The following is a 25,688-nucleotide window of genomic DNA, read 5'->3' on the forward strand; positions in this document are numbered from 1 at the left end:
ATCAAATAATCAACATCTGCAGTTATTTTTCGTCACGCTTTAGACTGCCGGTCAGGATACACAGCACACTCAGCAAATCGCCGTGGCGGATAGCTACTTTTGCTTTGGCATAAACCTTTGGTTTAGCATGAAAAGCCAGACCCAGACCGGCGGCTTTCATCATTTTCAGGTCGTTGGCACCATCACCGATTGCCACGGTTTGCGCCACCGGGATATTCAATCTTTCGGCCAGCTTGAGCAGGATGTCGGCTTTGTATTGCGCGTCGACAATCGGCCCCAGCACTTTGCCCGTCAGTTTGCCGTCTTTGATTTCAAGCTCATTGGCGGCCACTTCGACCAGCCGCAGTTTATCGCGCAGATATTCGGCATAATAGGTAAAACCGCCGGAAGCAATCGCCACATGCCAATCTAACGCCTGAAGCTTGCACACTAAGCTGGTCAGCCCCGGCATCAATGGCAATTCGTCACGCACCTGTTTGAGAATATTGGCATCCGCCCCTTTCAGGGCCGCGACGCGCTGGCGCAAACTGGCGGAGAAGTCCAACTCGCCTTGCATCGCGCGCTCCGTGACCGCTGCCACTTCTTCACCAACACCGGCCAACTTGGCAATCTCATCAATACATTCAATTTGGATGGCGGTGGAATCCATGTCCATCACTAACAGGCCCGGTGTGCGCAAATGCGGAATCGCGCCCAAGGGAGCCACATCCAGCCCGCTTTCATCGGCCAGCGTTTTAATGCGCGGAGTCAAACTACCCGCCAAACGGATAACTTGATAATCCTCCACACACCAGGCAGAGACAATCACCATTGCCGCGCCCAGTTGACGTTGGAAATCAGTAATGCGCTTTTTATCCAGTTTTCTGCCGTACAACAGCCAACCTGTATGACCAGCACGATAATCCAGCGGCATAACTTCATCGCCACTGAGTGAAAGTGGCAGACCCGGCCATTGATAGATCTCGGCGGGAAGATCGCAATAGGTCAGACTATTAGACATGAATGGCTCCTGTAAAAAACGGGGTAAAGGCAAGACAAAAGGACGCATCAAGCTATCCTATCGCCCTTGCTTCTGGCAACATAAAGTCATCAAATACGGCAAGGAACCTGCATGGCTAAGGCTAAATTAAAATTCCGATTGCACCGCACCGCCATTGTGTTGATTTGCCTGGCATTATTGGTTTTGCTTATGCAAGGTGCATCCTATTTCAGCCTCAGTCATCAACTCGCCCGCTCGGAGCAGGTTGAAGAGCTGGCAAAAACGTTGGCAAAACAAGTCACTTTCAGCCTGTCGCCGCTGATGGATACCAGTGATGATGATATTGATAGCCAGAAAGTCGATGAAATTCTGCAACAATTGACTCAGTCAAGCCGCATATTGGATGCCAGTGTATATCAGATTGACGGTACTTTGGTTGCCAGCGCGGGAGAGAATGTCAAAGTTCGTGACAGACTGGCTTTGGATGGTAAGCGCCCTGGCAGTTATTTCAATCACCAGATTGTGGAATTAATTCCTGGGAAGAGTGGGCCAACCGGGTTTCTGCGCATGACGCTCGACACCCACGTGCTCGCCACAGAATCCAAGCAAGTGGATAATACCACCAATTTACTGCGGCTGATGATACTGGTGGCGTTGGCTGTCGGCATTATTCTGTCTCGCACCTTGCTGCAAGGTCGCCGTAGCCGCTGGCAGCAATCGCCCTATCTACTGACCGCCAATACGCCAGTGAAAGAAGATGAAAGTGAGGATGAAACGGCGGAGTCAGATAAGAAACCGGATGATAAATAGATTCAGCGGCAGAGAGTTCTGCCGCTGAAGAGAAAAACTCAGTAATAAATTACTCTTTGTCGCCCAGCAAAACAGATTCCAATGCAATCTCAATCATGTCATTGAACGTGGTCTGGCGCTCAGCGGCAGTGGTTTGCTCACCGGTGCGGATATGGTCAGACACGGTGCAGATAGTCAGGGCTTTCGCGCCGAATTCAGCAGCAACACCATAGATACCAGCCGCTTCCATCTCCACACCCAGAATGCCGTATTTCTCCATCACATCAAACATTTGTGGGTCTGGTGTATAGAACAGATCCGCAGAGAAGATGTTGCCCACACGGACATTCAGACCTTTCGCTTTTGCCGCATCAACAGCATTGCGAGTCATGTCGAAATCAGCAATCGCCGCATAATCGTGGTCTTTAAAGCGCAGGCGGTTTACTTTGGAATCAGTACAAGCGCCCATGCCAATAACCACATCGCGCAGTTTAACGTCAGCACGAACCGCACCACAGGAACCCACACGGATGATTTTCTTCACGCCAAAATCAGTGATCAATTCTTTTGTGTAAATGGAGCAAGATGGGATACCCATGCCGTGACCCATGACTGAAATTTTGCGCCCTTTATAGGTGCCAGTGAAACCCAACATGCCACGCACATTGTTCACTTCGCGTACATCTTGCAGGAAAGTTTCGGCGATGAATTTCGCACGCAGCGGGTCCCCTGGCATCAGTACAACGTCAGAAAAATCACCCATTTCAGCATTAATATGTGGCGTTGCCATAATTATTTTCCTTAAAAATCATATAATTAAAATTTATATTACCGAACTATCCATCGGCAATCAAAGCATATTCTTCCCGTAATCCATTGGGGAAAGATCGAAATACTTGGCAACCGTCTGCCCGATATCAGCAAATGTCTCACGATGCCCCAATGAGCCAGGTTTCACTTTCGGGCCGTAAACCAAGACCGGAATATGCTCACGAGTATGGTCGGTGCCCGGCCAAGTTGGGTCACAACCATGGTCAGCAGTCAGGATCAAAATGTCATCTTCTTTTACCAGCGCCATCAACTCTGGCAGACGGCGGTCAAACAATTCCAACGCGGCGGCATAACCCGCAACATCGCGACGGTGACCATAAGAAGAGTCAAAATCAACAAAGTTAGTGAAAACTATGGTGTTGTCACCGGCTTTTTTCATCTCTTCGATGGTGGCATCAAACAGAGCATCCAGACCAGTAGCTTTCACTTTCTGCGTGATCCCGACGTGGGCGTAGATATCGGCAATTTTACCGATAGAAACCACTTCGCCGCTCTTTTCTTCTACCAGTTTTTTCAACACAGTTGGCGCTGGCGGTTCAACAGCCAGATCATGGCGGTTACCGGTACGCTGGAAGTTACCGGGCTTATCGCCAATGAATGGGCGCGCAATCACACGGCCAATATTGTAGCCGCCTTCAGTCAGCTCTTCGCGGGCGATTTCGCACAGTTCATACAGGCGATCGAGGCCAAAAGTCTCTTCATGGCAAGCAATCTGGAACACTGAGTCCGCAGAGGTATAGAAAATCGGTTTCCCGGTTTTCATATGCTCTTCGCCCAGTTGATCAAGAATCACGGTGCCAGAAGAGTGACAGTTACCCAAATAGCCCGGCAAATTGGCGCGTTTAACCAGTTTTTCCAGTAATTCTGGTGGGAAGCTATTCTCCACATCACTGAAATAACCCCAATCGAACAAGACGGGGACACCGGCAATTTCCCAGTGGCCCGATGGAGTATCTTTGCCAGAAGATAATTCGCTGGCATACCCATAAGCGCCAATGATGTCTGCATTTTTATCCAGCCCTACCGGGAATTTACCGGTAGATTCTTCGGCGGCTTTACCTAACCCTAAGCGGCTCAAGTTCGGCAGCTTCAATGGGCCGCTACGGCCGACATCAGCTTCGCCACGGGCGCAGGCCTCGGCGATGTGGCCCAGTGTATCGGCTCCTTCGTCGCCAAATTTCTTAGCATCAGCACTCGCGCCAATACCAAATGAGTCTAATACCATAATAAATGTACGTTTCATCATTTTCTCCTGCATAGGTTCACACGCTGTGCGGCACCTTTAAATAGGGTGTTTATTCAGTGATACGGCGATAAATTACCGGGGTTTCTTCTGGCTTTTTGTCGCCCAGAGTGATTGCTGCCCGCACCGCATCAGCCGCCTGCTGCCAGTCATCTTCATTATTGGCGTGAATCACGGCTAATGGCTGCTGGCCATCAACAGTAGCGCCCAAACGGGCCATATCGGTAAGGCCCACACTGTAATCAATCGGGTCAGTTGCCCGGCGGCGACCACCGCCGAGAGAAACCACGGCCATACCTAATGCTCGGGTATCCATGGCAGTGATGATTCCTGACTGTTCGGTAAATACCGGTTTGCTTAACATCGCGGCGGGTAAATAACTGTCATAACGCTCGACAAAGTCGCTCGGGCCTTTTTGCGCCGCGACCATGCGGCCAAAGATTTCCGCCGCTTTGCCGTTATCCAATACAGTTTGCAACTTAGCACGGGCATCAGCATCATCTTGCGCCAAACCACCGGACAACAGCATCTCGACACACAGCGCCATGGTCACTTCCAGCAGACGCGGATTGCGATATTCACCCGTCAGGAAGCGCACCGCTTCACGCACTTCAACCGCATTACCGGCGCTGGAAGCCAAAACCTGATTCATGTCGGTCAGCAGCGCGGTAGTTTTACAACCCGCCCCATTCGCGACACCGACAATGGCCTTGGCTAAATCCTCAGATAGCTGATAAGTCGGCATAAATGCACCCGACCCCACTTTGACATCCATTACCAGCGCATCCAGCCCTTCAGCCAGCTTTTTAGCCAGAATAGAGGCGGTAATCAGCGGAATGGAATCCACCGTGGCGGTGATATCGCGCGTTGCATAAAAACGTTTATCTGCCGGTGCCAGTGAACTGGTTTGGCCAATGATGGCGACGCCGACATCCTGAATAATTTTGCGGAATGCACTGTCATCGGGGAAAATATCAAAACCGGGGATAGCTTCCAGTTTGTCCAAAGTCCCGCCGGTGTGGCCCAAACCACGGCCCGAAATCATTGGTACATAGCCGCCGCAAGCCGCCACCATTGGGCCGAGCATCAAGGAAGTCACATCACCCACGCCGCCGGTGGAGTGCTTGTCCACAATCGGGCCGTTAAGATTTAAACTTTTCCAGTTCAGAACTGTGCCCGAATCGCGCATTGCCATGGTGAGCGCCACACGTTCGGGCATGCTCATATCATGGAAATAAATAGTCATCGCCAGAGCAGCAATTTGCCCTTCGGAAACCACGTTATCGCGAATGCCATTGATAAAGAAACGAATTTCTTCTTCGCTCAGTGTCTGGCCGTCGCGTTTTTTACGGATAATTTCTTGTGCGAGAAACAAGGTATCCCCCTGCTTATGAAATAAAAGCAGCACAGCAGACAACATAGCCCGCAGTGCATCTGCTCAGTTCAATGACTGAGATAATGATTAGTAGCCGGTGGTTTTGCTGTTGCTCTGATGACCTAACGTCGTCAATAAGCTACCTAGCAGACTGGATGCGCCAAAACGGAAATGGCGCGCATCAGCCCAACCTTCACCCATTAATTGATCAGCCAGCTGTAGGAATTCCGCCGCGTCTTGCGCAGTACGCACGCCACCCGCCGGTTTAAAGCCCACGGTTTTCGCCACGCCCAAGTCACGGATGGTGCGCATCATGATACTGGCACTTTCCAGCGTGGCATTTACCGGCACTTTACCCGTGGAGGTTTTAATGAAATCTGCCCCGGCTTTGATAGCAATCTCGGAAGCCTGGCGAATCAAATGTTCTTGCTTTAACTCACCGGTTTCAATGATAACTTTCAGCAGCACATTGGCCGCTGCACAAGCATCTTTGCACTGTTTCACCAGTTCAAAACCGACTTTATCATTACCCGCCATTAAGGCGCGGTAAGGGAAAACCACATCCACTTCATCAGCACCGTAGGCGATCGCCGCCTGGGTTTCCGCCAGAGCGATGGCTATATCATCATTGCCGTGAGGGAAATTGGTGACCGTGGCAATGCGGATTTCAGGTGTTCCCTGTTCACGTAATGTTTTACGCGCAATAGGAATAAAGCGAGGATAAATACAAATTGCCGCGGTATTACCGGCAGGACTTTTAGCCTGATGACACAGAGCAATAACCTTATCGTCGGTATCGTCATCATTCAGGGTGGTTAAATCCATCAAACTCAGTGCGCGTTTGGCATAGCCGTTGAGATTCGCACAGGCGGTTAAATCGGTCATAAAACTCTCCAACACTATTTCAGCCCCGGCACCTTGCCAAAGCTGAGCATTTATTTATGAGCCGTATATACCCGTCATACTTCAAGCTGCATGTGCGTTGGCTGCCGTCGTTCACCCCAGTCACTTACTGGTGTAAGCTCTTGGGGATTCGCTCAGTTGCCGCCTTCCTGCAACTCAAATTATTTAGGGTATAGCTCTGGCTCAATACGTTGGCGAGCGGACTTGGTTCCTTGAAGATAGCCCCGTATGGGTGGCAATTGAGATCCATCTCACCGCACTAACTTGTCGCTCTATTTGAACACGTTATCAGCACATGAGATGTGTTCGAATTCACACTAATCAATAGTAACTTGTAACGAAACGAGATTATATGTGATTGGAATCACAAAATAACCTGATTTATGGCTTTATGCCAGTAAATGCCCACTTGCATCAAGGATAGCTTATGGGCAGAAATACGCAGGATTATGGGCCATCTTATCAAGACGGCCCTGTGGCAAAATTACAGGGCCAGGAAGAAACCGGCAATAGTGGCACTCATCAAATTAGACAGAGTCCCTGCGGCCACCGCTTTCAGTCCAAAACGCGCGATATCATGGCGGCGGTTCGGTGCCATACTGCCTAATCCACCCAACAAAATGGCGACAGAAGACAAGTTGGCAAAACCACACAATGCAAAGGAGATAATGGCCTTCGAATGGTCAGAAAGTACCTGTAAACCAGCCGCGCGCACCAACTCTTCGGCTTGTAGATACTGACCGAAATTCATGAATGCCACGAATTCGTTCACAATAATCTTCTGGCCGATAAAGGAACCAGCCACCATCGCCTCGCTCCAGGGAATGCCGATCAGATAGGCAATAGGAGAGAACACCCAGCCGAGGATAAGCTCCATAGAGAGTTGTGGATAATCAAACCAGCCGCCAATCCCACCGAGAATGCCGTTTAGCAATGCAATCAAGGCAATAAAGGCCAGTAACATCGCCCCAACATTCAGTGCCAGTTGCAGACCGGAAGCCGCGCCCGATGCCGCAGCATCAATGACGTTAGCCGGCCGGTCATCTTCAGCAATTAAGGTGGCCGCATCCACATTATCGCGGGTTGTTTCAGTTTCTGGCACCATTAATTTTGCGAATAGCAGCCCACCGGGTGCGGCCATAAAGGAGGCAGCAATCAGATATTCCAGCGGCACGCCCATTTGCGCATAACCGGCTAATACCGAACCGGCGACTGAAGCTAAACCGCCACACATGATTGCGAACAATTCAGATTGCGTCATGGTCGCAATATAGGGGCGCACAACCAACGGAGCTTCTGTTTGTCCAACAAAAATATTGGCCGTTGCAGAAAGAGATTCAGTACGCGAAGTCCCTAGCAGTTTTTGTAGCCCACCACCTAATACTTTAATCACCAATTGCATCACGCCGAGATAATATAAAACGGCAATTAATGAAGAGAAGAAGACAATAACGGGCAATACTCGCAGGGCAAATACAAAACCGCCGCCGCCAAAGACTTCAAACATTTTGTCGGAAACCAAACCGCCAAACATAAATGAAATCCCTTCATTGCCATAAGCAATAACATTCGCGACACCTTCGGACATCCCGCCCAAGATACGACGCCCTAGCGGTACATATAACACCAGCGCACCGATAGCCACCTGGAGAATAAACGCCCCAACTACAGTGCGGATATTAATCGCCCTAAAATTACTTGAAAGAATTACAGCTATTAATATCAGTACTGCCATTCCGACCAAACTCATGAGCATGCTGATAATCCTGTTAATGATTTGTATTAAAATAATGTGGGATGGATTATACCGGCATGATCTGGCGTTCAAACAATCTCGGTCACAAATAAACACAACTAAAAGTAACCGTAAGGTAATTATCGTGACAGGAATCACATTAAAGTAGCAAGCAAAGTGTAGCTCGCTAACTATTAGTGCGATTTATTCAGTGAAATCCAAAATTAGCGTGCGGATTTATCGGCTGGCGGCAATTGAAATAAGCGCTGACTATTGTGCAAAAGGTGAGCAGAAATCTCTTCTGGTGCTTCTTGCCGTAGCTGGCACAATGCAGCGAACACATTAGCTGCTTGCTCTGGCCGATTAGGTTGGCCCTGAAAACCGGCGAGAGGCATATCCGGCGCGTCCGTTTCCAGTAATAATGTAGACAGCGGTAATTCAGCCATGACATTTCGCGTTTTCTGCGCCCGTTCATAAGTGATGGTTCCGCCCACACCAATGTAATAACCCAAGCGAATGAATGCTTGTGCCTGCGCTAAACTGCCCGCAAAACCGTGTATCACCCCCGTGCGTGGTACCGCAGCTTTACGCAATGCTGAGGCCAGTTGATCATGCGAACGGCGCGAATGCAAAATAACCGGGAGACCATGCTGCTTGGCAAGCTTCAACTGGGCGTTTAAAAATGCCAATTGGCGTGGTAACTGCGGCTCATCCATATAGAGATCCAGGCCAATCTCCCCCACCGCCACCAGTTTTTCTGTTTTATCCGCCAGCGCTGTGGCCAGAGTGGCTAAATCAGCTTCCTGATGCTGCGCAATATATAATGGATGCAGACCCAGCGCGGCAAATAATGGCGGATAGTTAGCCGCCAACTCGAGAATACGTGGGAAATAATTCGCACTGACGGCGGGCACAATAATTTGCCGGACATTCGCCGCTGCCGCACTCATTAAGCTGACCGTTTCCGCGCCGCTGAAGGGCGGAAAATCAAAATGGCAGTGTGTATCGATAAAATAGGATGTATCGATAAAATAATGTGTATTGATGACATTCGACACTTGCCCGCTAATCAATGCCATTACGCGCTATCACCTTTGGTTCTCGCCACATCATCCGGCGGCAAGATAACCTCCGCTTGCAGTGACTTCTTTTTGCTTCGTGTCGCTGCCGGAATAATCAGCCCACTGTCTGCCACTGTCATCTGTGGCGGAAGAGCATGATGTGAGATTTTTGCGGCGTCGGCTGGCGCGGTAATATCCGGCGATTGAATGACATCAAATGAAAAATCATCATTATCAATCAACTCGGCCATATCTGGTTGGTTAATATCTTGCGGCTGAATAATACTACGAGAAAGAGAAATCGAAGCTTTCTCACCGTGGATCTCAGACTGAGCCAACTGATCCCGAGGCAGCAGCCAGTGGCCGACAGTGGCCAGAAAATAACGGCCACAACGACGCCCTAAATGATAATCACGATTCAACGCAGGGATCCGGCTCCCTAAAGCATTACTGGCCAGCGGCTTAGGCGGGAAAATTTCGAAAATGCGCAAGTCACCCGGCGGTTTTTCAATAAATTGCTGAATACGATGATAACTCTGCTCATGCTGCTGCATAATTCGCACCAATTGCTGCAAGCTACTTTCACTCAGCCAATGCTCCATCCGCTTCATCCATTGCGGCGTATAATAAGCCTGCGAAGGTACAGTGCGGATGACCACTATTGTATCGGCCCCACGGCGATAAGCTTCTTCGACCGGGATAGCATCACTAATACCGCCATCCAGATAACTAACGCCATCTAAATCAACCCCTTGACGATATAAACCCGGAATAGCACTGGAGGCTTTAATTGCCGGCAACCAACTTTCTCGAGTGGGGGATATATAGGTAGGTTCGAAATCATCACTGCGGCAAGCGCACATGAGAAACTCGCGGCCCTCACGTAGATGCTGTTCGGCTTGATCCATCGCCAGCGGCAATTGCTGGGAGGTGATATCCACCAGCCAATCGAGATCAATCAGGTGCCCACCACGAACAAAACGCAGTGGATTGAAGAAGTTGGCAGTGGTGGTGTAACGGGTAATGACACGGCGCGCATAGCCAGGTTGGCCGCAGATAAAAGCAGAGAGATTTTGTGCGCCAGCGGAGGTGCCAATCATCAGATCAAAAGGGTTAAAGCGGGCGCGCTGGAATTCATCCAGCACACCGGCTGTAAAAATTCCCCGCTGCCCGCCCCCCTCGCAAACCAATGCCATTTTACCGGGTTGGTATGGTTTATAGGCGAGTGGCTCTATATTGCCGAGCGTGATAGGTATTCTGTATCCCACCATCCATCCTTAATTCCGTTACAACAGGTGTTGAGGATACCTCTTCTTGCCTGTACTGTAACCCTCGCCCCGGTCTAAAGGCGTTTACGTCCTGTAAACAAGCTGATGAGAAATAGAATAATACCGACGACAAAAACAACTTTTGCGGCCCAAGCTGCTGTACCGGCTAACCCACCAAAACCTAATGCTGCCGCGATTAGTGCAATAATCAGAAATATAATGCCCCAGCGAAACATAAGCTTCTCCTTCCCGTTTGAAAAAATGACTTCGTAAACTCACGTTCAAAAATCACTCTTTAACTCTTCTGTCTATTTAACAGTAGCGTATTTGACAGAAGTCGTATTATTTGGATTTATTGGATAAGTTATTTGGCTGACTAACTGACTTATTAACGAGTATTTCGCGGGCTATATTGTTGCCCCACGAAATACTCATCAGCCAGGTAATAATTAAGGCTTGATGCTGAGGTCGTTTTTAACGCTTTTTACGCCATCAACGGCTTTAGCAATACTTTCGGCACGTTCGGCCTGAGCTTTATTCTCAACATTACCGGACAATTGCACCACGCCATCAGTCGTTTCTACTTTAACTTTACGTGACGGTACGATGTCATCTGCCAGTAATTTGGCTTTAATTGAACTGGTGGTTGCCGCATCACCAGCATATTCGCTAACTGATTGGGTTTTCTGATCTTTCACATGTAACTTGTCACTGACAGATTTAACGCCTTCAACATTTTTGGCGATATCAACTGCGGTTTCAGCTTCAGCTTGAGAAGTGACAAAACCAGTCAGCGTCACCACACCATGGTTGGTTTCAACTGAAATATCAGTGCTTTTAAGGGTTTTCTCTTCCAGCAATGCGCTTTTTACTTTAGCTGTTGCGGCGCTGTCACCCATGTAATTATCGACTTTCTTCATCGAGCTATCGAGTTTCTCACCGGCGCTGTCCACAACGTTGTCAGCCTTATTAAGCATCGTTTCTTCAGCGAACACGCTACCACTTATCAGTGCGGTACCTAAAACAACAGCCATCATTGAACGAGCAAATTTTGTGTTTGTCATCGATTTCTTCCTTTTTGTTTGGAATCCAAAAACAGGAATAACGCCCCCAGATTTCGGATTCTTACGCCACCTTATATGGGCGGACATTTGATGAATACTTTACGATTATTGCAGGTTAACTGACTCGAATTTAGTACAAGCCTGTCCTGCCAGTACCTATAAAGATAGAGCATCCCAAGAGAACTACTGTCGGAATCGCCCTAAAATCAGAATATTGCTATTAAGTAGGAGTTATCTTAGAGAGGTAATAATGAGGAAAATTTATGAATCGGGGCACGGAGTACCCCGACAGAATGCGGCTTGCAGCTTGATTAATGCTCGCGCGTTTTACGGAAACGGACTTCCGGGTAGCGCTCTTGCGTAATATTAAGATTGACCATCGTTGGGGCGATATAGCTCAAATTATCACCGCCATCCAGTGCCAGGTTAACCTCATTCTTACGTTTAAACTCTTCGAATTTCTTCACATCGTCACATTCAACCCAACGCGCGGTTGATACGTTAACCGATTCATACACCGCTTCCACGTTGTATTCGCTTTTCAGCCGTGAAGAAACCACTTCAAACTGCAACACACCAACAGCGCCAACAATCAGATCATTGTTGGTCAGGGGACGGAACACTTGCACCGCGCCCTCTTCTGACAACTGAACCAATCCTTTGAGCAACTGCTTCTGCTTCAATGGATCACGCAGACGAATACGGCGGAACAATTCAGGGGCAAAGTTCGGAATACCGGTGAACTTCATATCTTCACCTTGAGTGAAAGTATCACCAATCTGAATGGTACCGTGGTTATGCAGGCCGATAATATCTCCTGCATAGGCTTCTTCAAGGTGGGAACGGTCACCGGCCATAAAGGTCAATGCATCTGAAATCACCACATCTTTCTTGGTGCGCACCTGGCGCAGTTTCATGCCTTTGTTAAAGCGGCCAGAAACCACGCGCAAGAAAGCCACACGGTCGCGATGTTTCGGATCCATATTGGCTTGAATTTTAAAGACAAAACCGGTGAATTTCTCTTCAGCAGCCACGACTTCGCGAGTGTCAGTTTTACGTGGCATTGGCGCTGGTGCCCACTCAACCAGGCCATCCAACATATGGTCGACACCAAAGTTACCTAATGCTGTACCAAAGAATACCGGGGTTAAATCGCCCGACAGGAAAGCTTCATGATCAAACTCATGAGATGCCCCCTGAACCAGCTCCAGCTCTTGGCGGAACTGTTTAGCCAAGTCTTCACCTACGGCAATATCCAGATCCGGGTTATTCAGCCCTTTAACAATGCGTACTTCCTGGATGGTGTGGCCTTTACCGGTCTGGTACAGATAGGTTTCATCTTTATAAAGGTGGTAAACCCCTTTAAACAACTTACCGCAACCAATCGGCCAAGTAATTGGCGAGCAAGCAATTCTCAGCTCGCGCTCCACTTCATCCAGCACTTCCATCGGGTCGCGAATATCGCGGTCCAATTTGTTCATAAAAGTCAGGATCGGCGTATCGCGCAAGCGGGTAACTTCCATCAGCTTGCGGGTCCGGTCTTCGACCCCTTTAGCCGCATCAATCACCATCAAACAGCAGTCAACGGCGGTCAGAGTACGGTAAGTATCTTCGGAGAAGTCTTCATGCCCTGGGGTATCGAGCAAGTTCACCAAACAGCCGCCATAAGGAAACTGCATCACAGAAGTGGTGATGGAAATACCGCGTTGCTTTTCCATTTCCATCCAGTCAGATTTGGCATGATGGCTGGAGCCACGGCCTTTTACTGTACCGGCGGTCTGAATGGCGTTGCCGAACAACAACACTTTTTCGGTAATGGTGGTTTTACCGGCATCGGGGTGGGAAATGATGGCGAAAGTACGTCTTTTCGCAACTTCCAGTGCGTATTCACTTGGAGACATAGTTTGAAATTCTACTTTTAGGCCGCCCTGCTCTGGGCCACACATCTTATTGATACGCGGCCCAAGCAAAGCAAGGCATTGATTATGGCGCTATACCCCTTTACGTGAAAAGCCGCGTTATCAGCAGCGATTTCTATCACTTTTGGGTATAAGTGGTTATAGCGCGGTATTTTCCCTGATTTATGCGGGATAGACAATTTTTTCAAGACAAACAGTCGTTATTCAAGACAGAAAATCGGCAAAAAGGCGCTACCCCATCGGTAAGGCCATCATAATCGCGTCTTCACGGCCATCCGCACTGGGATAATAGTTGCGGCGCACGGAAACCTCGTTAAACCCGAGGCTCTCATACAAGGCTATTGCACGTGTATTTGAAGCCCGGACTTCAAGCCAAAGCGTGACAATATTACGCGTTTCCAACTGCGCAATGACATGCTCAAGCAGCAAACGGCCACAGCCTTGGCGCTGATACTGCGGATCAATAGCAATGTTAAATAAAGTTGCCTCATCCAATACAATTTGGGTGATAGCAAAACCCGCCATTTGCTCGCCAATATTCAGCTTGAAATTGAGGTAGCGCTCGCCTTGATTGCTGGCTAAGGTTTTCGCCGTCCACGGGAAAGCATGGCTGGCTTGCTCAATTTGGTACGCGGTGGCCAGATCGGCTGGCGTCAGGATAGAAATCTGCTTCATGATGACAAATCTGCTGCCAAAGTGTGCGCTTAGCGCTCGCGTCTTGATAAAGTCCGGTCAATGCCGGACTGTGTAACTGCACACCCGCGACCGCAAGCGGTTCACTGATGCCCAATCGCCAACTGTTGCATTGTGTCTCTTCGGGTAACATCGCTACCCTTTCCGGCGTCAGTGCATAAACTTGACCGGAAGTCAGCCCGAGGCTGCGCAACACATCGCACAACAACGGATCATCCTGATCAGGAAGCGGGTCTGCTACAATCAACAGGCGGGTATCGTCGGGTAAACGTATGGCGATTTCGCCCTGTAAAACGGCCGGGCGGCGCAATGTCCACTGCGTAATTCCAAGCTGTTTTAACAGCAAGTCTCGTCTTGATGCCATGCCCTTTCCTGTCAAAGCGACCCGAATTTCAGCGCTATGCTAGCAAACCCATCGAACATGCGCCAACAAACCTCTATAATCGCCGATTATATTCTTAAGGAGCCAAAGACTGATGTCTGCATTAACCCCAGCCAGTGAAGTGATACTGCGCCATAGTGATGAATTTATAGCCCGCCACGTGTTGTTTGCCGGTGATTTACAAGATGCGCTGCCAGCGCAATTTGATGCAGCCGGGATACGGGTTCACACCAATCAATATCACCACTGGCAATTACTGAGCAATACGCTGGAAGAGAATGTTCAATTCGGTCTTGTGGCGACCCCTGAAACAGTAGCAACCTGCGATACGCTGGTGTATTACTGGCCAAAAAGCAAACAGGAAGCCCAGTTCCAACTGGCGAATTTACTGTCTTTACTGCCCGTCGGCACCGATATTTTTGTGGTGGGTGAGAACCGCAGCGGCGTGCGCAGTGCAGAAGAAATGCTGTCAGATTTCGCACAATTGACCAAAATTGATAGCGCCCGCCGGTGTGGTCTTTACCATGGCCGTTTGGATAAACAGCCAGAATTTGATGCCGATGCTTGGTGGGAAAGCTATCAGATTGGCGATGTCATCGTAAAAACCTTACCTGGGGTCTTCAGCCGTGATTCGCTGGATTCTGGCAGCCATCTGCTGCTATCTACATTCAGTGAGTCGTTTAAAGGCAACATACTGGATGTGGGTTGTGGTGCCGGCGTGTTGGCCTCGGTGTTAGCGCCAAAAATGCCAAAAATCAAATGGACTCTGAGTGATGTATCCGCAGCCGCGATTGAATCCAGCCGGGCAACATTGGCGGCAAATAATATCGACGCACAAGTGATTGCCAGCAATGTCTATTCTGACATTAAAGGCCGCTTCGAGATGATTATTTCAAACCCGCCTTTCCATGATGGGATTCAAACTAGCCTGACTGCGGCTGAGTTGCTGATCCGCGGGGCTACCGCGCACCTGCATGTGGGCGGTAAATTGCGTATCGTGGCGAACTCCTTCTTGCCGTACCCTGCTCTACTGGATGCCGCCTTTGGTAGCCATGAAGTGCTGGCGCAGAATGGCCGTTTTAAGGTCTATCAGGCAACTGTCGGGCGTCCGCCACGCGATACTAAGAAAAAACGTTAATATTATCAATCAGTAATGTTAAGCGTTAAGATAAACCATCCCTTCCGCGCCGTAGCGTTCCCCTGCTGCGGCTTGGAATGGGAAGACTGCATCTAAAGCCGCCAACTCTTGCTCACTGAGCACCACATCCAATGACCCCAAATTCTCCTCCAGATAAGTGCGCCGCTTGGTTCCAGGGATTGGCACGATGTATTTCCCCTGCGCCAACACCCAAGCTAATGCTAATTGTGACGGCTTAACCCCCTTGTCTTGCGCCATTTTTGTTACTGTATCGGCCAATGCCAGATTCAGAGCAAAGTTATCACCTTGAAAACGTGGATTATTACGGCGAAAATCATCAGCGGCTAAATCATTCGGGCTGCGTATTGCACCGGTCAGAAAACCACGGCCTAATGGGCTATAGGCAACAAATCCTACCCCTAATTTTTCGCAGGTCGCCAAGACGGAAGTTTCCACATCTCGTGTCCACAGTGAGTATTCACTCTGCACCGCAGTAATCGGGTGTACCTGATGGGCTTTTTCTAATGTTGCTGCCGAGACTTCACTCAAGCCAATGTAGCGAATCTTACCCGCGGTGACCAAATCAGCCAAAGTCCCAACGACATCCTCGACGGGAACCGTCGGGTCGCCCCGATGCTGATAATAAAGGTCAATAACATCAACATCTAAGCGCTTGAGACTACCCTCAACAGATTGGCGAATGTAATCCGGGCGGCTGCTAACACCGCGAACCCTTGGATCTGTTGGGTCGCGCACAATGCCAAACTTGGTGGCTAAAAAGACCTGATCTCGCTTGCCCTTAATCGCCCGACCCACCAGCTCTTCATTAGTAAAGGGGCCATACATGTCAGCGGTGTCCAGCAGAGTGACGCCCAACTCCAGTGACCGGTGCAAAGTAGCAATGGACTCATTAACATCCTGATTAGTCGAGTAAAAATCACTCATTCCCATGCAGCCAAGGCCCAAAGCAGAAACCAGCGGGCCATTTGAACCTAATTGACGTTGTTGCATTGCGATACTCCCCATTAGTGGTGTCGGAAGAAAGTGTGGTTGTTTCATGAGGAAAGATAAATAATGCAGATCACTCATCACTGTTCAAAAAACACCAACAATAGGCGAGCGCAGTTATGGACCAAATACAAGCCATGCAGATTTTCGTACGGATTGTTGAGTTGGGCAGTTTCAGTCGCGCAGCAGAAAAACTGCAATTGCCGCGAGCCACGGTCAGCCACACCCTAAAGCGGTTAGAACAGCGGTTAGGAGTTCGCTTACTGGTGCGCACCACCCGGCAAGTGAATATCACCGCCGAAGGCACACTGTATTATCACCGTTGCCTGCAATTATTGTCGGCATTTGAAGAGGCAAACTCGCTGTTCAGCCACCAGCGGTTGCAACCGGAGGGGAAAGTTCGCATTGATATGCCACACTCACTGGCGCGCAATGTGGTCATCCCGGCTTTAAGTGATTTCTATCAGCGCTATCCTCATATCACACTGATTCTTGGCGCAAATGACAGCACCATCGACCTGCTACGCGAAGGAGTCGATTGTGTATTGCGCGCCTGGTTGCCCCACGATGAACAATTAGCTGCACGTAATATTGGTCAGCAACCACAAATTACCTGTGCGTCCCCGGCTTATTTGGAAAAATACGGTATTCCAATGTCACTGGATGACTTAGCGGGTCATCAAGCCGTGGGCTATTTCTCACAGTTAAATAACCGCGATTACCCGCTGGAGTTTGTTTATCAAGGGAAGGTTGAAAACCGTGTTTTGCCCAGTATTTTGAGTGTCAGTGGCGCAGATGCTTATATTGCGGCTGGAGTTGCAGGTTTGGGGTTGATTCAAGCGCCAACGGCGGGAATTCAGCATCAATTAGCACAAGGCGAATTGATTGAAGTGCTTTCCCACTTACCTCCGCCGGTAATGCCGCTATTTATCATGTACCCTCCGGGCCGTTTTTTGGCCCCAAGAGTTAGGGTGCTAATTGACTGGCTAATCGAACTATTCGCCCATTATCCGCCCAAATCAGATGACTTTGGGGACAAAACATAAAATCAGAAAGACTTCAGTAATCAAATCAATTGCTCAACATATGATGCTTTTTACAGCAAACACCCAAATGAGGGGAAATAAGTATTGACCTGAACGCGAAAATCTCTAGAATTCGCCTCCGTAGTACAGATTTATATTGCACAGCACATGCGATGGTGGCGGAATTGGTAGACGCGCTAGCTTCAGGTGTTAGTGTTCTTACGGACGTGAGGGTTCAAGTCCCTCCCTTCGCACCAAGCTGGTGATATAAATCCTAAGTTTTACTCTTTTCAAGACATACCCTAAATAGTTCGAGTTGCAGAAAAGCGGTAACTGAGTAAATCTCCAAGAACTTACATAAGTCAGTGACTGGAGTGAATAAAAGTAGCCAACAAACATGCAGTTTGAAGTATAACGGGTATATGCAGTAAGAAATCATTTGGGCGATGGTGGCGGAATTGGTAGACGCGCTAGCTTCAGGTGTTAGTGTTCTTACGGACGTGAGGGTTCAAGTCCCTCCCTTCGCACCACGATGATTTCTAATTTCAGCACGACCTAACTTCCCCTTCCCTATAGCAATATTTTTTCAATGCGTACTAATACCGCCACGTAAAATTAATTGTGCATCAATACTGCGACTATACCCGCCAAAAGCGCCAGACAAGATGGCAATAATAGAAAATGCCGTAACCGTGCGTGATACAGCATGCTCACAGTCGCCAGCATGGCAACTATAATCAAAACCCGCAACTGGCCCACAGTGATATCAGCCCACCCCAGCACCGGTAACAAAGCAAAAGGCAGTAACATCCCCCAACCACTGGACATCCCACGACTCAATAAACCGCTTATCCCCCATGAACGGTAAACTGCAAATCTGGCTGTAGTCATAATATCGCCCACCCAAGTGATAATGATAACCAATAGCATATATCACTCTGGCACAATCTGCATCATGAAGTTATTGCAAGAAAACACCTGATTGGACTGATCCGATGCCATTGACACCATCTATACATCAGATTTAGAGGAGTAAATTGATTAGTCGATCGACATCATGATGACAGGGTGAAACAAAAATGGTAATTTTGATTAAGAAAATTCCCAAATCAATGTAAAAACGCTTCAAACAAAAATAATTACTTAAAATGACTATTTATCGTGATGCTTAAATAAAAGGGCTTCATGAGGATATTGTTTATTTGTCTACTGACAACGCGGCATTATGCAGAGTGAATTGAATATGAATAGCCATTCCTACGATCAGCTTCTGAAAAGTAAGCATCGGCTCTCTTTGTTGCTTTTTCTATTTCTTAATGCGTCGTCAGCTATTTTTAGTATGATATTACCCGCCCCTGAAACACCGGCAGTGACATTACCTATCCTTATGATCACGTTTATCAGTCTCAGTGCAGTGGGGTATTTGGTTTTTATTTCGAAGAATTATGCCGATAAATTGAATTTATTTTCAATTACTCTGGGTGTGCTCTGGGCTTGGCAAATCATTCTTAAATACGAATATCTGGGCACTAATGAAAATAACTACTTATTGCTCAGCCTGTTTACCATTTTCTTTATCAGCACTATTGCGCTGTCCGATAACTTTCTCGCCTTTTGTCTACATACCGCCCCGCCTGCACTTACTGTTATTTTTCTGGATGATTTTCAAAATATTTTCCGCATCATATTCACCGTCATGTTGCCTCTGATTGGCTTTTCTTTACATCATTTGATGCTGCGCCGCAGTAATGATTTCACCCGCAAACTCGTGGCACACCTTTATAACGAAAGAGAAAAATTCAGCGATTTAAGCATGATAGACCCGCTCACCAGTTTGTATAATCGCCGGGGATTGGAAAATAAGCTTGAGACACTACTCGCACAGTCTCCCGGTAATCATTACGTGCTGCTACTCGATATCGACCACTTTAAAGCTTATAACGATAACTATGGCCATACTATGGGAGACCAAGCATTGGTGCGCGTAGCGGTCGCTATTCGTGATGCTGTCCGTTCGCGCGATATCGTGGTGCGCTATGGTGGCGAAGAGTTTTTAGTGTTGCTGACACATGTAAGTGAAGAATATGCCACACAGTTAGCTGAACGTGTAAGACAGAGAGTTTTAGGGCTTGATATTCCACATGTTTTCAATCATAAAGTGTCTACAACCGTCACTTTAAGTGCAGGGATTTCGCCGTTGCAATCCTATGATTTAGCATCTTCACTCAAAGCCGCAGATGAGGCACTTTACCGGGCTAAAAAAGATGGCCGGAATAAGGTTGCGTTTGCCAAAGATGAATTATCAAAACTTGAATCTTCACCCTGACAAAATGACTGAAAGTGGCGCTTAATGATTAATTCTCATGTAAATGCATGGGTTGAATACTGCGGTATTATATTTTTCTTTTATTTTGTTATTAAACTCTTTCATTGCATATACAAAAATAGCCTTCTAACGCATCTGGTGATAGATAACATCTATCCCGTCATACTTCAGACTACATGTGTGTTAGCTGCTTCATTCCCACCAATCAATAACTGTGTAAACTTTTGGGGACTCGAGCTATTGCCGCCTTCCTGCAACTCGAATTATTTAAGCTAATCATTCTAACTTTTCCAATCAAAAAATAAGTAATCGGAAGGTACGAAACTTGATAGGATTTAAAAGATCAACACCTCGTCTGTTCTTCTGTTCCCGCACTGAGACTTATCTGTTACAGTCCGCTGTTAAGGTGATCTTTTATTATTTTTTCCCATGTTTCCCATGTAACTGGGTTATTTGTAGGAGGTTCGCCCCAAGCTACACTATATGTACGAACTCTCAGTTTAGTCCCATTATCACGTCATCTCAGGTAATAGTCTATTGAATCTAAACCTGATAAATACAACGAATCGCCACTGACGATAACCGCTGTTGACAGATTCAAAGAGTAAATTTGTAAAGCAAACTTAACAAGAATTCTTGAAGTAACAGTCCTACTGAGACTACACTGGAAAATAGATTTAGTTACTGTGTTCTGTGAAAGCAAGTTACCACGGTTCAGAAGTTCCTCAACTTACTTAACTTTCAAATGAACCACCTTGCAGGGAGGCTTTTTTCGTTTCTGAGCAAGAAATTGCGTTCTCTACAACTCGACCTCTAGGAGAATTTTGAAGATAATGCTGACTTTGTAGCCATTCTCCATAGCATGCAAAACTTGAACCCCCCCCACAATAATGTATACTATAGTGTTCGAATTAAAGTTAGAGGTTGAATATGATATCTGCAAGTTTATTTTCCGGTGCTGGGTTTGGTGATATGGGGTTTAGAGCAATGGGATTCACTCCGTCCTTACTATGTGAAATAGACCCCAAAAGAACAGAATTTACAAAAATAAACTTTCCAGCGGCAAAAATATTAACATGCGATATATCTGAAAGCGTGGATGAAATTAGCTCTGAAATATTCAAATTATTGAAAGAAAAAAAAGAAGACCAGCTATTTCTTTTATATGCAACACCTCCATGCCAAGGTATGTCAAAAAATGGAATAGGGTCGATACTTAAAGCCATGGCTGAAAATAAAAGACCTAAAATAGATAAAAGAAATCACCTTTACATACCCGTAATTGATATCGTAAGAAACGTAAAACCTCGCTGGATTTTTTTTGAAAATGTTTGTCGATTATTTAACTTTAAAGATGTGGATAAGCATGGCGAAGTTAGAACGATAACAGAAATAATAGAAGCGGAGTTTAGAGATATTGGGTATTGTGGTAAATTTGAACAGGTACAAATGGCTGATTATGGTTTACCTCAAACACGTTTAAGAAGCGTAGGGATTTTCCGCTTAAATCAAGAAAATTCATTTAAAAAAGATGAAATATTCTTACCAGAAAAAATCATTAAAGATCCCAAAAGAAGAATAACTATAAGATCAATTATAGGTCGCAATGAAACATTAGTAGCGAATGATAATAAAAAAAGAATTTCAGAGCTTAACCCCTTGCATCGAGTACCTAAATGGAGGCCAGACTTAGATTTTTGGCTACGAAACACACCTGAAGGATGTTCTGCATTTGACAATAACATGTGCCTATCATGTTCTTATGTTAATAACAGAAATGATATTTATTGTACTGTCTGTCACACCTTACTGCCAAAGCCTGTAATAATGAAAAATGGGGAATTGAAATTAATTAAAGGATTTGTGTCAGCATATAAAAGAATGTATTGGGATAAACCTTCACCTACGATTACGACGCGCTCTGCTTATGCATGTTCTGATCATAAAGTTCACCCGAGTGAGCATAGAGTTTTATCTATATATGAAACAGCTCAACTTCAAGGTATTGATGTTGAATCAGTAAATTGGAAAAACAATCAAGGAAAACAATTCCCTGACACACTTCTTCGTGAGCTTATCGGCGAAAGTGTACCACCACTATTTACAAAAGTCATAGCAAAGAAAATAGTTGAAATAGAAATAGAAATATCTAAATCAGCTATTCTCAACGCTGAAAAAAACTTAGTTACAGAGTGAAACCTAACGATTTCCCATATCTTTCAATATATTTTGGATTGTCTAAAACGGCAATCCACCCTTCGGCCATTTTTCTTTTTCCACTTGATAGCATTCCAGATACTTTAGTATTCCTGCCAGTAGTGCCACTTATAGCCCCCCAATCCCCTGAATTTAGCTCATTAGAATAAAATACAGCAGTTATACTTGGGTAAAAAAAAGTTTTTCCTGAATCAACAAAATCCCAAACTAATCCCATTAACGCTTCTACTTCTTGGTGGTGAGCCTGCCAAGTAAGACCTATTATAGAGTCAATTCTGTTTTGTCCCGCACGCAAGTTAGCGCCCGTCGTAATATTTCCAACTGTACACTTAATTTCAAGACCTTGAGGGTAATTTCTTAGCTGTTCTTCACTGGCATTTAAAGCACTTTTAGGCAGAATATCTGGATGACCTTTTTCTATTGGATTTACTATAGAATTAGTAATCCGGGCTAATGCATCACAATATACAGAACCTATCATCGCACTTGTTGTTTTGTAATCAATACTATTAAATAACGTTGATGGTAAGTTACCCAAACTTATATTAGTTTGCTGTACAGCCCTTAAGACATCATTTTGATTAACAAAAAAACCAATATCAATATTAAAATTATTATTATTTTTGTAATTCATATAATTCCATTTTACTTATCATTGTAGACAACGGTATTTTCAGCGCCTTGGATAAATCGTTAAGCACGTAAAGTGTTGGGCATTTAATCCCCCGTTCAATTTGGCTTAAGTAAGTCCTGTGTATATTTGAAAGACCAGCAAGCTCCTCCTGAGACAAGGATGATTGGCGTCTAAGTTTTTTTATGACAAAAGCTATGCTTTCATTTATTTTTTCCATCTTTCAAATTTACGCGGATGAATACTATTGCTCTACAGACAATAGTATTCATCCACAACTTAATCACCTTATATTGAAAGCCTTTACCTAACAACTCGAAGAGTTATTACTCATATTTTTTACTACGAAACATCTGAGAGCCATCACTCTCACAAAAAAATAAGTATAAAAAACAGCAAATTAACTCAAATCACTAGCAATATAAAAAATTTTAATGAGAGCTAAATGTTTCTAACTTTCGTGTCCCCATCTTAGCCTCACAATCCAGAAGCGGAGAAGGCCATCTGCAAGGTACTCTTTCTCACAAGTCGGACATTTTTACCATAACGTCTGAACTGCGTATTACGTGACTCCGCGCATTGCGGCTATCTATCAAGGCCAGTTAGAATGAGTTAATAGTGACTAATTCACTCGGTGAAAGCATTAATCTGTGAAAACCAATAAACGTATTAGCATCAATGACATTGCCAAATCGGCTGATGGTATCGAAGAGAATTTTCTCCGGTTTTTTCCTCAATGAGCAGTACTAAGCCGCTTGCGACTCCGGCGCTAGTAGGGTCGTGGCAACGCTGCCAAAAACTGATGCAAGCCCAGCAATGGCGGATTCCTCACCGTGCGGTGGGAGCAACTTTTCAGTCAATTTGTCAGCGAAAAAATGACTTACTGGTGTTAGGCCAAGCCGCACTGGAAGATGCCTATGAATACATGGAATCGCGCCACTGTGTTCTGCTAATTCTTGATGAAAGTGGCTGCACCTTGTGGCAATGCGGCCATCCACAGACCATCAGTCAGTTACAAAAATTGGGCATTGATAGTGGTAGTTATTGGGCTGAGGGATTAATCGGCACCAATGCCCCCGCTCTGGCAATAGCTGAAGGACATCCAATACAGGTCAGCGGCCAGCAACATTTCAAGCAGGCGCTGCATCCGTGGCAATTTTGTGCCACCCCGGTGTATGACAATAGTGGCCGTCAACGGGCTGTGATTGTTCTGGGAAGTTTACTGGTTGATAACGCCGCCAGTGACTTGCCGCTGACACTGGCAATTGCCCGAGAAATTGGCAATTACCTCCACGCCGACACCTTATTGGCAGAAACTAACCGTCATCTGAATGAACTCAATGCCCTGCTTGATGGGGTTGAAGATGGTGTCATGGCTTGGGATCAACGGGGGTGTCTGTTGTATCTTAACCGCCGTGCGGCCGCTATTTTGCAACTCGATGAAACCAGCAGCCTCGGCAAGCCCGTCACAGATTTACTCACCCTCCCCGCCTTGCTGACCCAAGCTATTTTGCACCGCAATCCTCTCAGCCATGTGGAAGTGACCTTTGAAAATCAGCAGCAATTTATTTCTGCCTTATTGACTCTCAAACCCATTCCCGATGGCGATCGCTGTGGTTTTATTGCACTTTTACATCCGCAAGAATTACTTCGGCAAATGATTCATAACCAATTAGGCCGAGCCAGTTATACCTTTGATGACATGCCCGTCGCGTCTCTAGAAATGCGCCGCTTGATTCGTTATGGCAAACAGGCTGCCAAAGGCCGACATCCCATTTTACTGCATGGGGAAGAAGGTGTCGGGAAGCAACAATTGGGGCAGGCAATTCATAATGCCAGCAATCGAGCCGCTGGCCCATATATCGTATTGAATTGTCAGGCATTGCCACAAAATCTTATGGCCCGAGAATTTCTTGGCTGTGATGCCAGTGAAGGCGAATCAGGGCAGCCCAGCAAATTTGAATTAGCCAACGGCGGCACTTTATATCTGGAGCAAGTCGAATACTTATCACCAGAAATGCAGTCGGCTCTGCTGCAAATGGTCAAAACCGGCATAGTCATGCGGGTAAACTCCAATCGGGTGATCCCGGTTGATGTGCGGATCATTGCGGCCACTGGCGCTGATCTACCTTTGCTAGTGAAACAAGGGCATTTTCGCCGCCAACTGTTCTATACCTTGCAATCTTTCGAGCTCCATATCCCCCCTTTGCGCCAACGTCAGCAAGATATTCCACTGCTGGTTCAGCATACGCTGGCAAGTCTTGGGCAACATTTTCACTGCCAATATCAGCCAGACGAAAATGTGATTCGCCAATTGTGCCAATACCCATGGCCTGGTAATGATCAGGAGCTGAAAAGTGTGGTTGAGCGAGCCGCCATGGCCTGCCGCAACAACCGTATCAATCTCAATGACTTGCCAGAACATCTGCTAGGTGAAAAATTATTGTTGGAGCCGGATATGCCGCAACCTCAGCCAGTATTATCACTACAAGAATTAGAAAGGCAGGCTATTATTCGCGCCGCATTAGTCTGCCAAGGACAACTGAATGAAATGGCCGTTTTATTGGGAATAGGCCGTACAACATTATGGCGAAAAATAAAATTCCACCGATTGGATATTCACCAATTCAAGGGTGGTGAATCGTTGCCAGTTTAACCTCTATAAATCCCCCTCAGTGACAAATCAGCACCAGATTAAACCCACACAACATTACTATCAATTTTGGATAAGTTTTGCGTTAACAGAGCATAAGACAAAAGTTAGAATTAATTCCATTTTGATGAATGGGGTTTAAATTATTATTGAGAAAATAAAATAATTACTTATCTTTTTAACATGATTTACAGAAATTAAAGATGATATTAAATATGCAGATGAATAAATAAAATCCGTTATTGATAACCGTTAATCATTAAATATGTCTTTATAAATTCACCGATAAAAAACATCAAAAAAATATAGTTTGATAAACATGCATACCGATGCGCATTTATAAAAGCTTGCTGAAAAGAGATCTTTGAGATATAAAAAAAGAGAAATAAAAAAATTTAACACACCCTTATAAAACAAATTAATTAATATATATAATTTTGTATTATTT

Annotated in this window: 23 protein-coding genes and 2 tRNA genes; 8 read left to right on the forward strand and 17 right to left on the reverse strand. The window is 46.3% G+C overall.

Going from position 1 to position 25,688, the window contains the following annotated elements; genetic code table 11:
• Nucleotides 1-22: 22 nt before the first annotated feature.
• Entirely contained in the window at nucleotides 23-1,000 is a 978-nt protein-coding gene (gene serB, locus OVO64_RS13505) for a phosphoserine phosphatase (protein WP_038636495.1), read from the reverse strand.
• 111 nt (nucleotides 1,001-1,111) lie between these two features.
• Here serB and OVO64_RS13510 point away from each other — a divergent pair, with 111 nt between their 5' ends.
• Nucleotides 1,112-1,789: a YtjB family periplasmic protein gene (locus tag OVO64_RS13510; protein ID WP_145540816.1), complete on the forward strand. Its 678-nt coding sequence runs from the start codon at nucleotides 1,112-1,114 to the stop codon at nucleotides 1,787-1,789.
• A gap of 49 nt (nucleotides 1,790-1,838) precedes the next feature.
• On the opposite strand, the gene deoD is transcribed toward OVO64_RS13510, so the two are convergent.
• The 12 genes from deoD to OVO64_RS13570 all read right to left on the reverse strand — a co-directional run bounded on the left by deoD (nucleotide 1,839) and on the right by OVO64_RS13570 (nucleotide 14,224).
• Nucleotides 1,839-2,558 (reverse strand): purine-nucleoside phosphorylase, encoded by a 720-nt coding sequence (gene deoD, locus OVO64_RS13515; protein ID WP_267248826.1) that lies wholly within the window; start codon nucleotides 2,556-2,558, stop codon nucleotides 1,839-1,841.
• A 60-nt stretch (nucleotides 2,559-2,618) separates the two neighbouring features.
• Nucleotides 2,619-3,842, reverse strand: coding sequence for a phosphopentomutase (deoB, locus tag OVO64_RS13520; RefSeq protein WP_038636504.1), 1,224 nt, complete (start codon nucleotides 3,840-3,842; stop codon nucleotides 2,619-2,621).
• 52 nt (nucleotides 3,843-3,894) lie between these two features.
• Nucleotides 3,895-5,217 (reverse strand): thymidine phosphorylase, encoded by a 1,323-nt coding sequence (deoA, locus tag OVO64_RS13525; protein ID WP_050291623.1) that lies wholly within the window; start codon nucleotides 5,215-5,217, stop codon nucleotides 3,895-3,897.
• An 87-nt stretch (nucleotides 5,218-5,304) separates the two neighbouring features.
• Nucleotides 5,305-6,102 carry a deoxyribose-phosphate aldolase gene (gene deoC / locus OVO64_RS13530; protein WP_038636507.1) on the reverse strand — a complete coding sequence of 266 codons (798 nt, stop codon included), beginning with the start codon at nucleotides 6,100-6,102 and terminating at the stop codon, nucleotides 5,305-5,307.
• 502 nt (nucleotides 6,103-6,604) lie between these two features.
• The gene (locus OVO64_RS13535; protein WP_072089064.1) at nucleotides 6,605-7,876 is read right to left on the reverse strand and encodes a NupC/NupG family nucleoside CNT transporter; all 1,272 of its coding nucleotides are present in this window, start codon (nucleotides 7,874-7,876) and stop codon (nucleotides 6,605-6,607) included.
• 203 nt (nucleotides 7,877-8,079) lie between these two features.
• Nucleotides 8,080-8,934 (reverse strand): TatD family hydrolase, encoded by an 855-nt coding sequence (locus OVO64_RS13540; RefSeq protein ID WP_267248827.1) that lies wholly within the window; start codon nucleotides 8,932-8,934, stop codon nucleotides 8,080-8,082.
• Nucleotides 8,934-10,187: a patatin-like phospholipase family protein gene (locus OVO64_RS13545; RefSeq protein WP_267248828.1), complete on the reverse strand. Its 1,254-nt coding sequence runs from the start codon at nucleotides 10,185-10,187 to the stop codon at nucleotides 8,934-8,936. Before OVO64_RS13545 ends, OVO64_RS13540 begins: the two co-directional genes overlap by 1 nt.
• 71 nt (nucleotides 10,188-10,258) lie before the next feature.
• Nucleotides 10,259-10,420, reverse strand: a complete 162-nt coding sequence (locus OVO64_RS13550) for a DUF1328 domain-containing protein (RefSeq protein ID WP_011191683.1) — start codon at nucleotides 10,418-10,420, stop codon at nucleotides 10,259-10,261.
• Nucleotides 10,421-10,633: 213 nt separating this feature from the next.
• Nucleotides 10,634-11,248, reverse strand: a complete 615-nt coding sequence (osmY, locus tag OVO64_RS13555; protein ID WP_038636516.1) for a molecular chaperone OsmY — start codon at nucleotides 11,246-11,248, stop codon at nucleotides 10,634-10,636.
• 311 nt (nucleotides 11,249-11,559) lie between these two features.
• Nucleotides 11,560-13,149 carry a peptide chain release factor 3 gene (gene prfC / locus OVO64_RS13560; protein ID WP_038639837.1) on the reverse strand — a complete coding sequence of 530 codons (1,590 nt, stop codon included), beginning with the start codon at nucleotides 13,147-13,149 and terminating at the stop codon, nucleotides 11,560-11,562.
• Nucleotides 13,150-13,398: 249 nt separating this feature from the next.
• Complete coding sequence (gene rimI / locus OVO64_RS13565; RefSeq protein WP_050291577.1) at nucleotides 13,399-13,842, reverse strand: ribosomal protein S18-alanine N-acetyltransferase; 444 nt, start codon at nucleotides 13,840-13,842, stop codon at nucleotides 13,399-13,401.
• Nucleotides 13,787-14,224 carry a DNA polymerase III subunit psi gene (locus OVO64_RS13570; protein ID WP_038636522.1) on the reverse strand — a complete coding sequence of 146 codons (438 nt, stop codon included), beginning with the start codon at nucleotides 14,222-14,224 and terminating at the stop codon, nucleotides 13,787-13,789. The genes rimI and OVO64_RS13570 overlap by 56 nt, the downstream gene beginning before the upstream one ends.
• A 112-nt stretch (nucleotides 14,225-14,336) precedes the next feature.
• On the opposite strand from OVO64_RS13570, the gene rsmC reads away from it, so the two are divergent.
• Nucleotides 14,337-15,380: a 16S rRNA (guanine(1207)-N(2))-methyltransferase RsmC gene (rsmC, locus tag OVO64_RS13575; RefSeq protein WP_038636526.1), complete on the forward strand. Its 1,044-nt coding sequence runs from the start codon at nucleotides 14,337-14,339 to the stop codon at nucleotides 15,378-15,380.
• 18 nt (nucleotides 15,381-15,398) lie between these two features.
• On the opposite strand, the gene OVO64_RS13580 is transcribed toward rsmC, so the two are convergent.
• Complete coding sequence (locus OVO64_RS13580; RefSeq protein ID WP_038636529.1) at nucleotides 15,399-16,391, reverse strand: aldo/keto reductase; 993 nt, start codon at nucleotides 16,389-16,391, stop codon at nucleotides 15,399-15,401.
• Nucleotides 16,392-16,507: 116 nt separating this feature from the next.
• Here OVO64_RS13580 and OVO64_RS13585 point away from each other — a divergent pair, with 116 nt between their 5' ends.
• The 3 genes from OVO64_RS13585 (at nucleotide 16,508) to OVO64_RS13595 (ending at nucleotide 17,943) form a co-directional block, all read left to right on the forward strand.
• Nucleotides 16,508-17,434 (forward strand): LysR family transcriptional regulator, encoded by a 927-nt coding sequence (locus OVO64_RS13585; RefSeq protein ID WP_050291575.1) that lies wholly within the window; start codon nucleotides 16,508-16,510, stop codon nucleotides 17,432-17,434.
• Nucleotides 17,435-17,583: 149 nt separating this feature from the next.
• Nucleotides 17,584-17,670, forward strand: a tRNA-Leu gene (locus OVO64_RS13590).
• A 186-nt stretch (nucleotides 17,671-17,856) separates the two neighbouring features.
• A tRNA-Leu gene (locus OVO64_RS13595) sits at nucleotides 17,857-17,943 on the forward strand.
• A gap of 85 nt (nucleotides 17,944-18,028) precedes the next feature.
• On the opposite strand, the gene OVO64_RS13600 is transcribed toward OVO64_RS13595, so the two are convergent.
• On the reverse strand, nucleotides 18,029-18,304 hold the full coding sequence (locus tag OVO64_RS13600) for a DUF1435 domain-containing protein (protein WP_038639840.1): 276 nt from the start codon (nucleotides 18,302-18,304) through the stop codon (nucleotides 18,029-18,031).
• A 334-nt stretch (nucleotides 18,305-18,638) separates the two neighbouring features.
• On the opposite strand from OVO64_RS13600, the gene OVO64_RS13605 reads away from it, so the two are divergent.
• Together OVO64_RS13605 and OVO64_RS13610 are read left to right on the forward strand one after the other, a co-directional pair.
• Nucleotides 18,639-19,739: a GGDEF domain-containing protein gene (locus OVO64_RS13605; RefSeq protein ID WP_145510212.1), complete on the forward strand. Its 1,101-nt coding sequence runs from the start codon at nucleotides 18,639-18,641 to the stop codon at nucleotides 19,737-19,739.
• Between the two features lie 930 nt (nucleotides 19,740-20,669).
• On the forward strand, nucleotides 20,670-21,935 hold the full coding sequence (locus OVO64_RS13610; RefSeq protein ID WP_145510211.1) for a DNA cytosine methyltransferase: 1,266 nt from the start codon (nucleotides 20,670-20,672) through the stop codon (nucleotides 21,933-21,935).
• Here the strand turns inward: OVO64_RS13610 and OVO64_RS13615 are convergent.
• Nucleotides 21,925-22,590, reverse strand: coding sequence for a hypothetical protein (locus OVO64_RS13615; protein WP_267248829.1), 666 nt, complete (start codon nucleotides 22,588-22,590; stop codon nucleotides 21,925-21,927). The genes OVO64_RS13610 and OVO64_RS13615 overlap by 11 nt on opposite strands.
• Nucleotides 22,574-22,807, reverse strand: coding sequence for a helix-turn-helix domain-containing protein (locus OVO64_RS20645; protein ID WP_416371391.1), 234 nt, complete (start codon nucleotides 22,805-22,807; stop codon nucleotides 22,574-22,576). The genes OVO64_RS13615 and OVO64_RS20645 overlap by 17 nt, the downstream gene beginning before the upstream one ends.
• Nucleotides 22,808-23,323: 516 nt before the next feature.
• On the opposite strand from OVO64_RS20645, the gene dhaR reads away from it, so the two are divergent.
• A complete protein-coding gene (gene dhaR, locus OVO64_RS13620; RefSeq protein ID WP_038636538.1) occupies nucleotides 23,324-25,243 on the forward strand; it encodes a dihydroxyacetone kinase operon transcriptional regulator DhaR in 1,920 nt (639 codons plus the stop codon).
• The last annotated feature ends 445 nt before the right edge of the window (nucleotides 25,244-25,688 follow it).

The sequence above is a fragment of the Yersinia sp. Marseille-Q5920 genome, assembly GCF_946902935.1.
In the GTDB taxonomy this organism is placed as follows: Bacteria; Pseudomonadota; Gammaproteobacteria; order Enterobacterales; family Enterobacteriaceae; genus Yersinia; species Yersinia rochesterensis.

What these genes read in the sequence shown, in the direction of transcription:
- serB (WP_038636495.1), bottom strand. Translation starts at nt 1,000, where the DNA reads ATGTCTAATAGTCTGACCTATTGCGATCTTCCCGCCGAGATCTATCAA.
- OVO64_RS13510 (WP_145540816.1), top strand. Translation starts at nt 1,112, where the DNA reads ATGGCTAAGGCTAAATTAAAATTCCGATTGCACCGCACCGCCATTGTG.
- deoD (WP_267248826.1), bottom strand. Translation starts at nt 2,558, where the DNA reads ATGGCAACGCCACATATTAATGCTGAAATGGGTGATTTTTCTGACGTT.
- deoB (WP_038636504.1), bottom strand. Translation starts at nt 3,842, where the DNA reads ATGAAACGTACATTTATTATGGTATTAGACTCATTTGGTATTGGCGCG.
- deoC (WP_038636507.1), bottom strand. Translation starts at nt 6,102, where the DNA reads ATGACCGATTTAACCGCCTGTGCGAATCTCAACGGCTATGCCAAACGC.
- OVO64_RS13535 (WP_072089064.1), bottom strand. Translation starts at nt 7,876, where the DNA reads ATGCTCATGAGTTTGGTCGGAATGGCAGTACTGATATTAATAGCTGTA.
- OVO64_RS13540 (WP_267248827.1), bottom strand. Translation starts at nt 8,934, where the DNA reads ATGGCATTGATTAGCGGGCAAGTGTCGAATGTCATCAATACACATTAT.
- OVO64_RS13545 (WP_267248828.1), bottom strand. Translation starts at nt 10,187, where the DNA reads ATGGTGGGATACAGAATACCTATCACGCTCGGCAATATAGAGCCACTC.
- OVO64_RS13550 (WP_011191683.1), bottom strand. Translation starts at nt 10,420, where the DNA reads ATGTTTCGCTGGGGCATTATATTTCTGATTATTGCACTAATCGCGGCA.
- osmY (WP_038636516.1), bottom strand. Translation starts at nt 11,248, where the DNA reads ATGACAAACACAAAATTTGCTCGTTCAATGATGGCTGTTGTTTTAGGT.
- prfC (WP_038639837.1), bottom strand. Translation starts at nt 13,149, where the DNA reads ATGTCTCCAAGTGAATACGCACTGGAAGTTGCGAAAAGACGTACTTTC.
- rimI (WP_050291577.1), bottom strand. Translation starts at nt 13,842, where the DNA reads ATGAAGCAGATTTCTATCCTGACGCCAGCCGATCTGGCCACCGCGTAC.
- OVO64_RS13570 (WP_038636522.1), bottom strand. Translation starts at nt 14,224, where the DNA reads ATGGCATCAAGACGAGACTTGCTGTTAAAACAGCTTGGAATTACGCAG.
- rsmC (WP_038636526.1), top strand. Translation starts at nt 14,337, where the DNA reads ATGTCTGCATTAACCCCAGCCAGTGAAGTGATACTGCGCCATAGTGAT.
- OVO64_RS13580 (WP_038636529.1), bottom strand. Translation starts at nt 16,391, where the DNA reads ATGCAACAACGTCAATTAGGTTCAAATGGCCCGCTGGTTTCTGCTTTG.
- OVO64_RS13585 (WP_050291575.1), top strand. Translation starts at nt 16,508, where the DNA reads ATGGACCAAATACAAGCCATGCAGATTTTCGTACGGATTGTTGAGTTG.
- OVO64_RS13600 (WP_038639840.1), bottom strand. Translation starts at nt 18,304, where the DNA reads ATGACTACAGCCAGATTTGCAGTTTACCGTTCATGGGGGATAAGCGGT.
- OVO64_RS13605 (WP_145510212.1), top strand. Translation starts at nt 18,639, where the DNA reads ATGCAGAGTGAATTGAATATGAATAGCCATTCCTACGATCAGCTTCTG.
- OVO64_RS13610 (WP_145510211.1), top strand. Translation starts at nt 20,670, where the DNA reads ATGATATCTGCAAGTTTATTTTCCGGTGCTGGGTTTGGTGATATGGGG.
- OVO64_RS13615 (WP_267248829.1), bottom strand. Translation starts at nt 22,590, where the DNA reads ATGAATTACAAAAATAATAATAATTTTAATATTGATATTGGTTTTTTT.
- OVO64_RS20645 (WP_416371391.1), bottom strand. Translation starts at nt 22,807, where the DNA reads ATGGAAAAAATAAATGAAAGCATAGCTTTTGTCATAAAAAAACTTAGA.
- dhaR (WP_038636538.1), top strand. Translation starts at nt 23,324, where the DNA reads ATGAGCAGTACTAAGCCGCTTGCGACTCCGGCGCTAGTAGGGTCGTGG.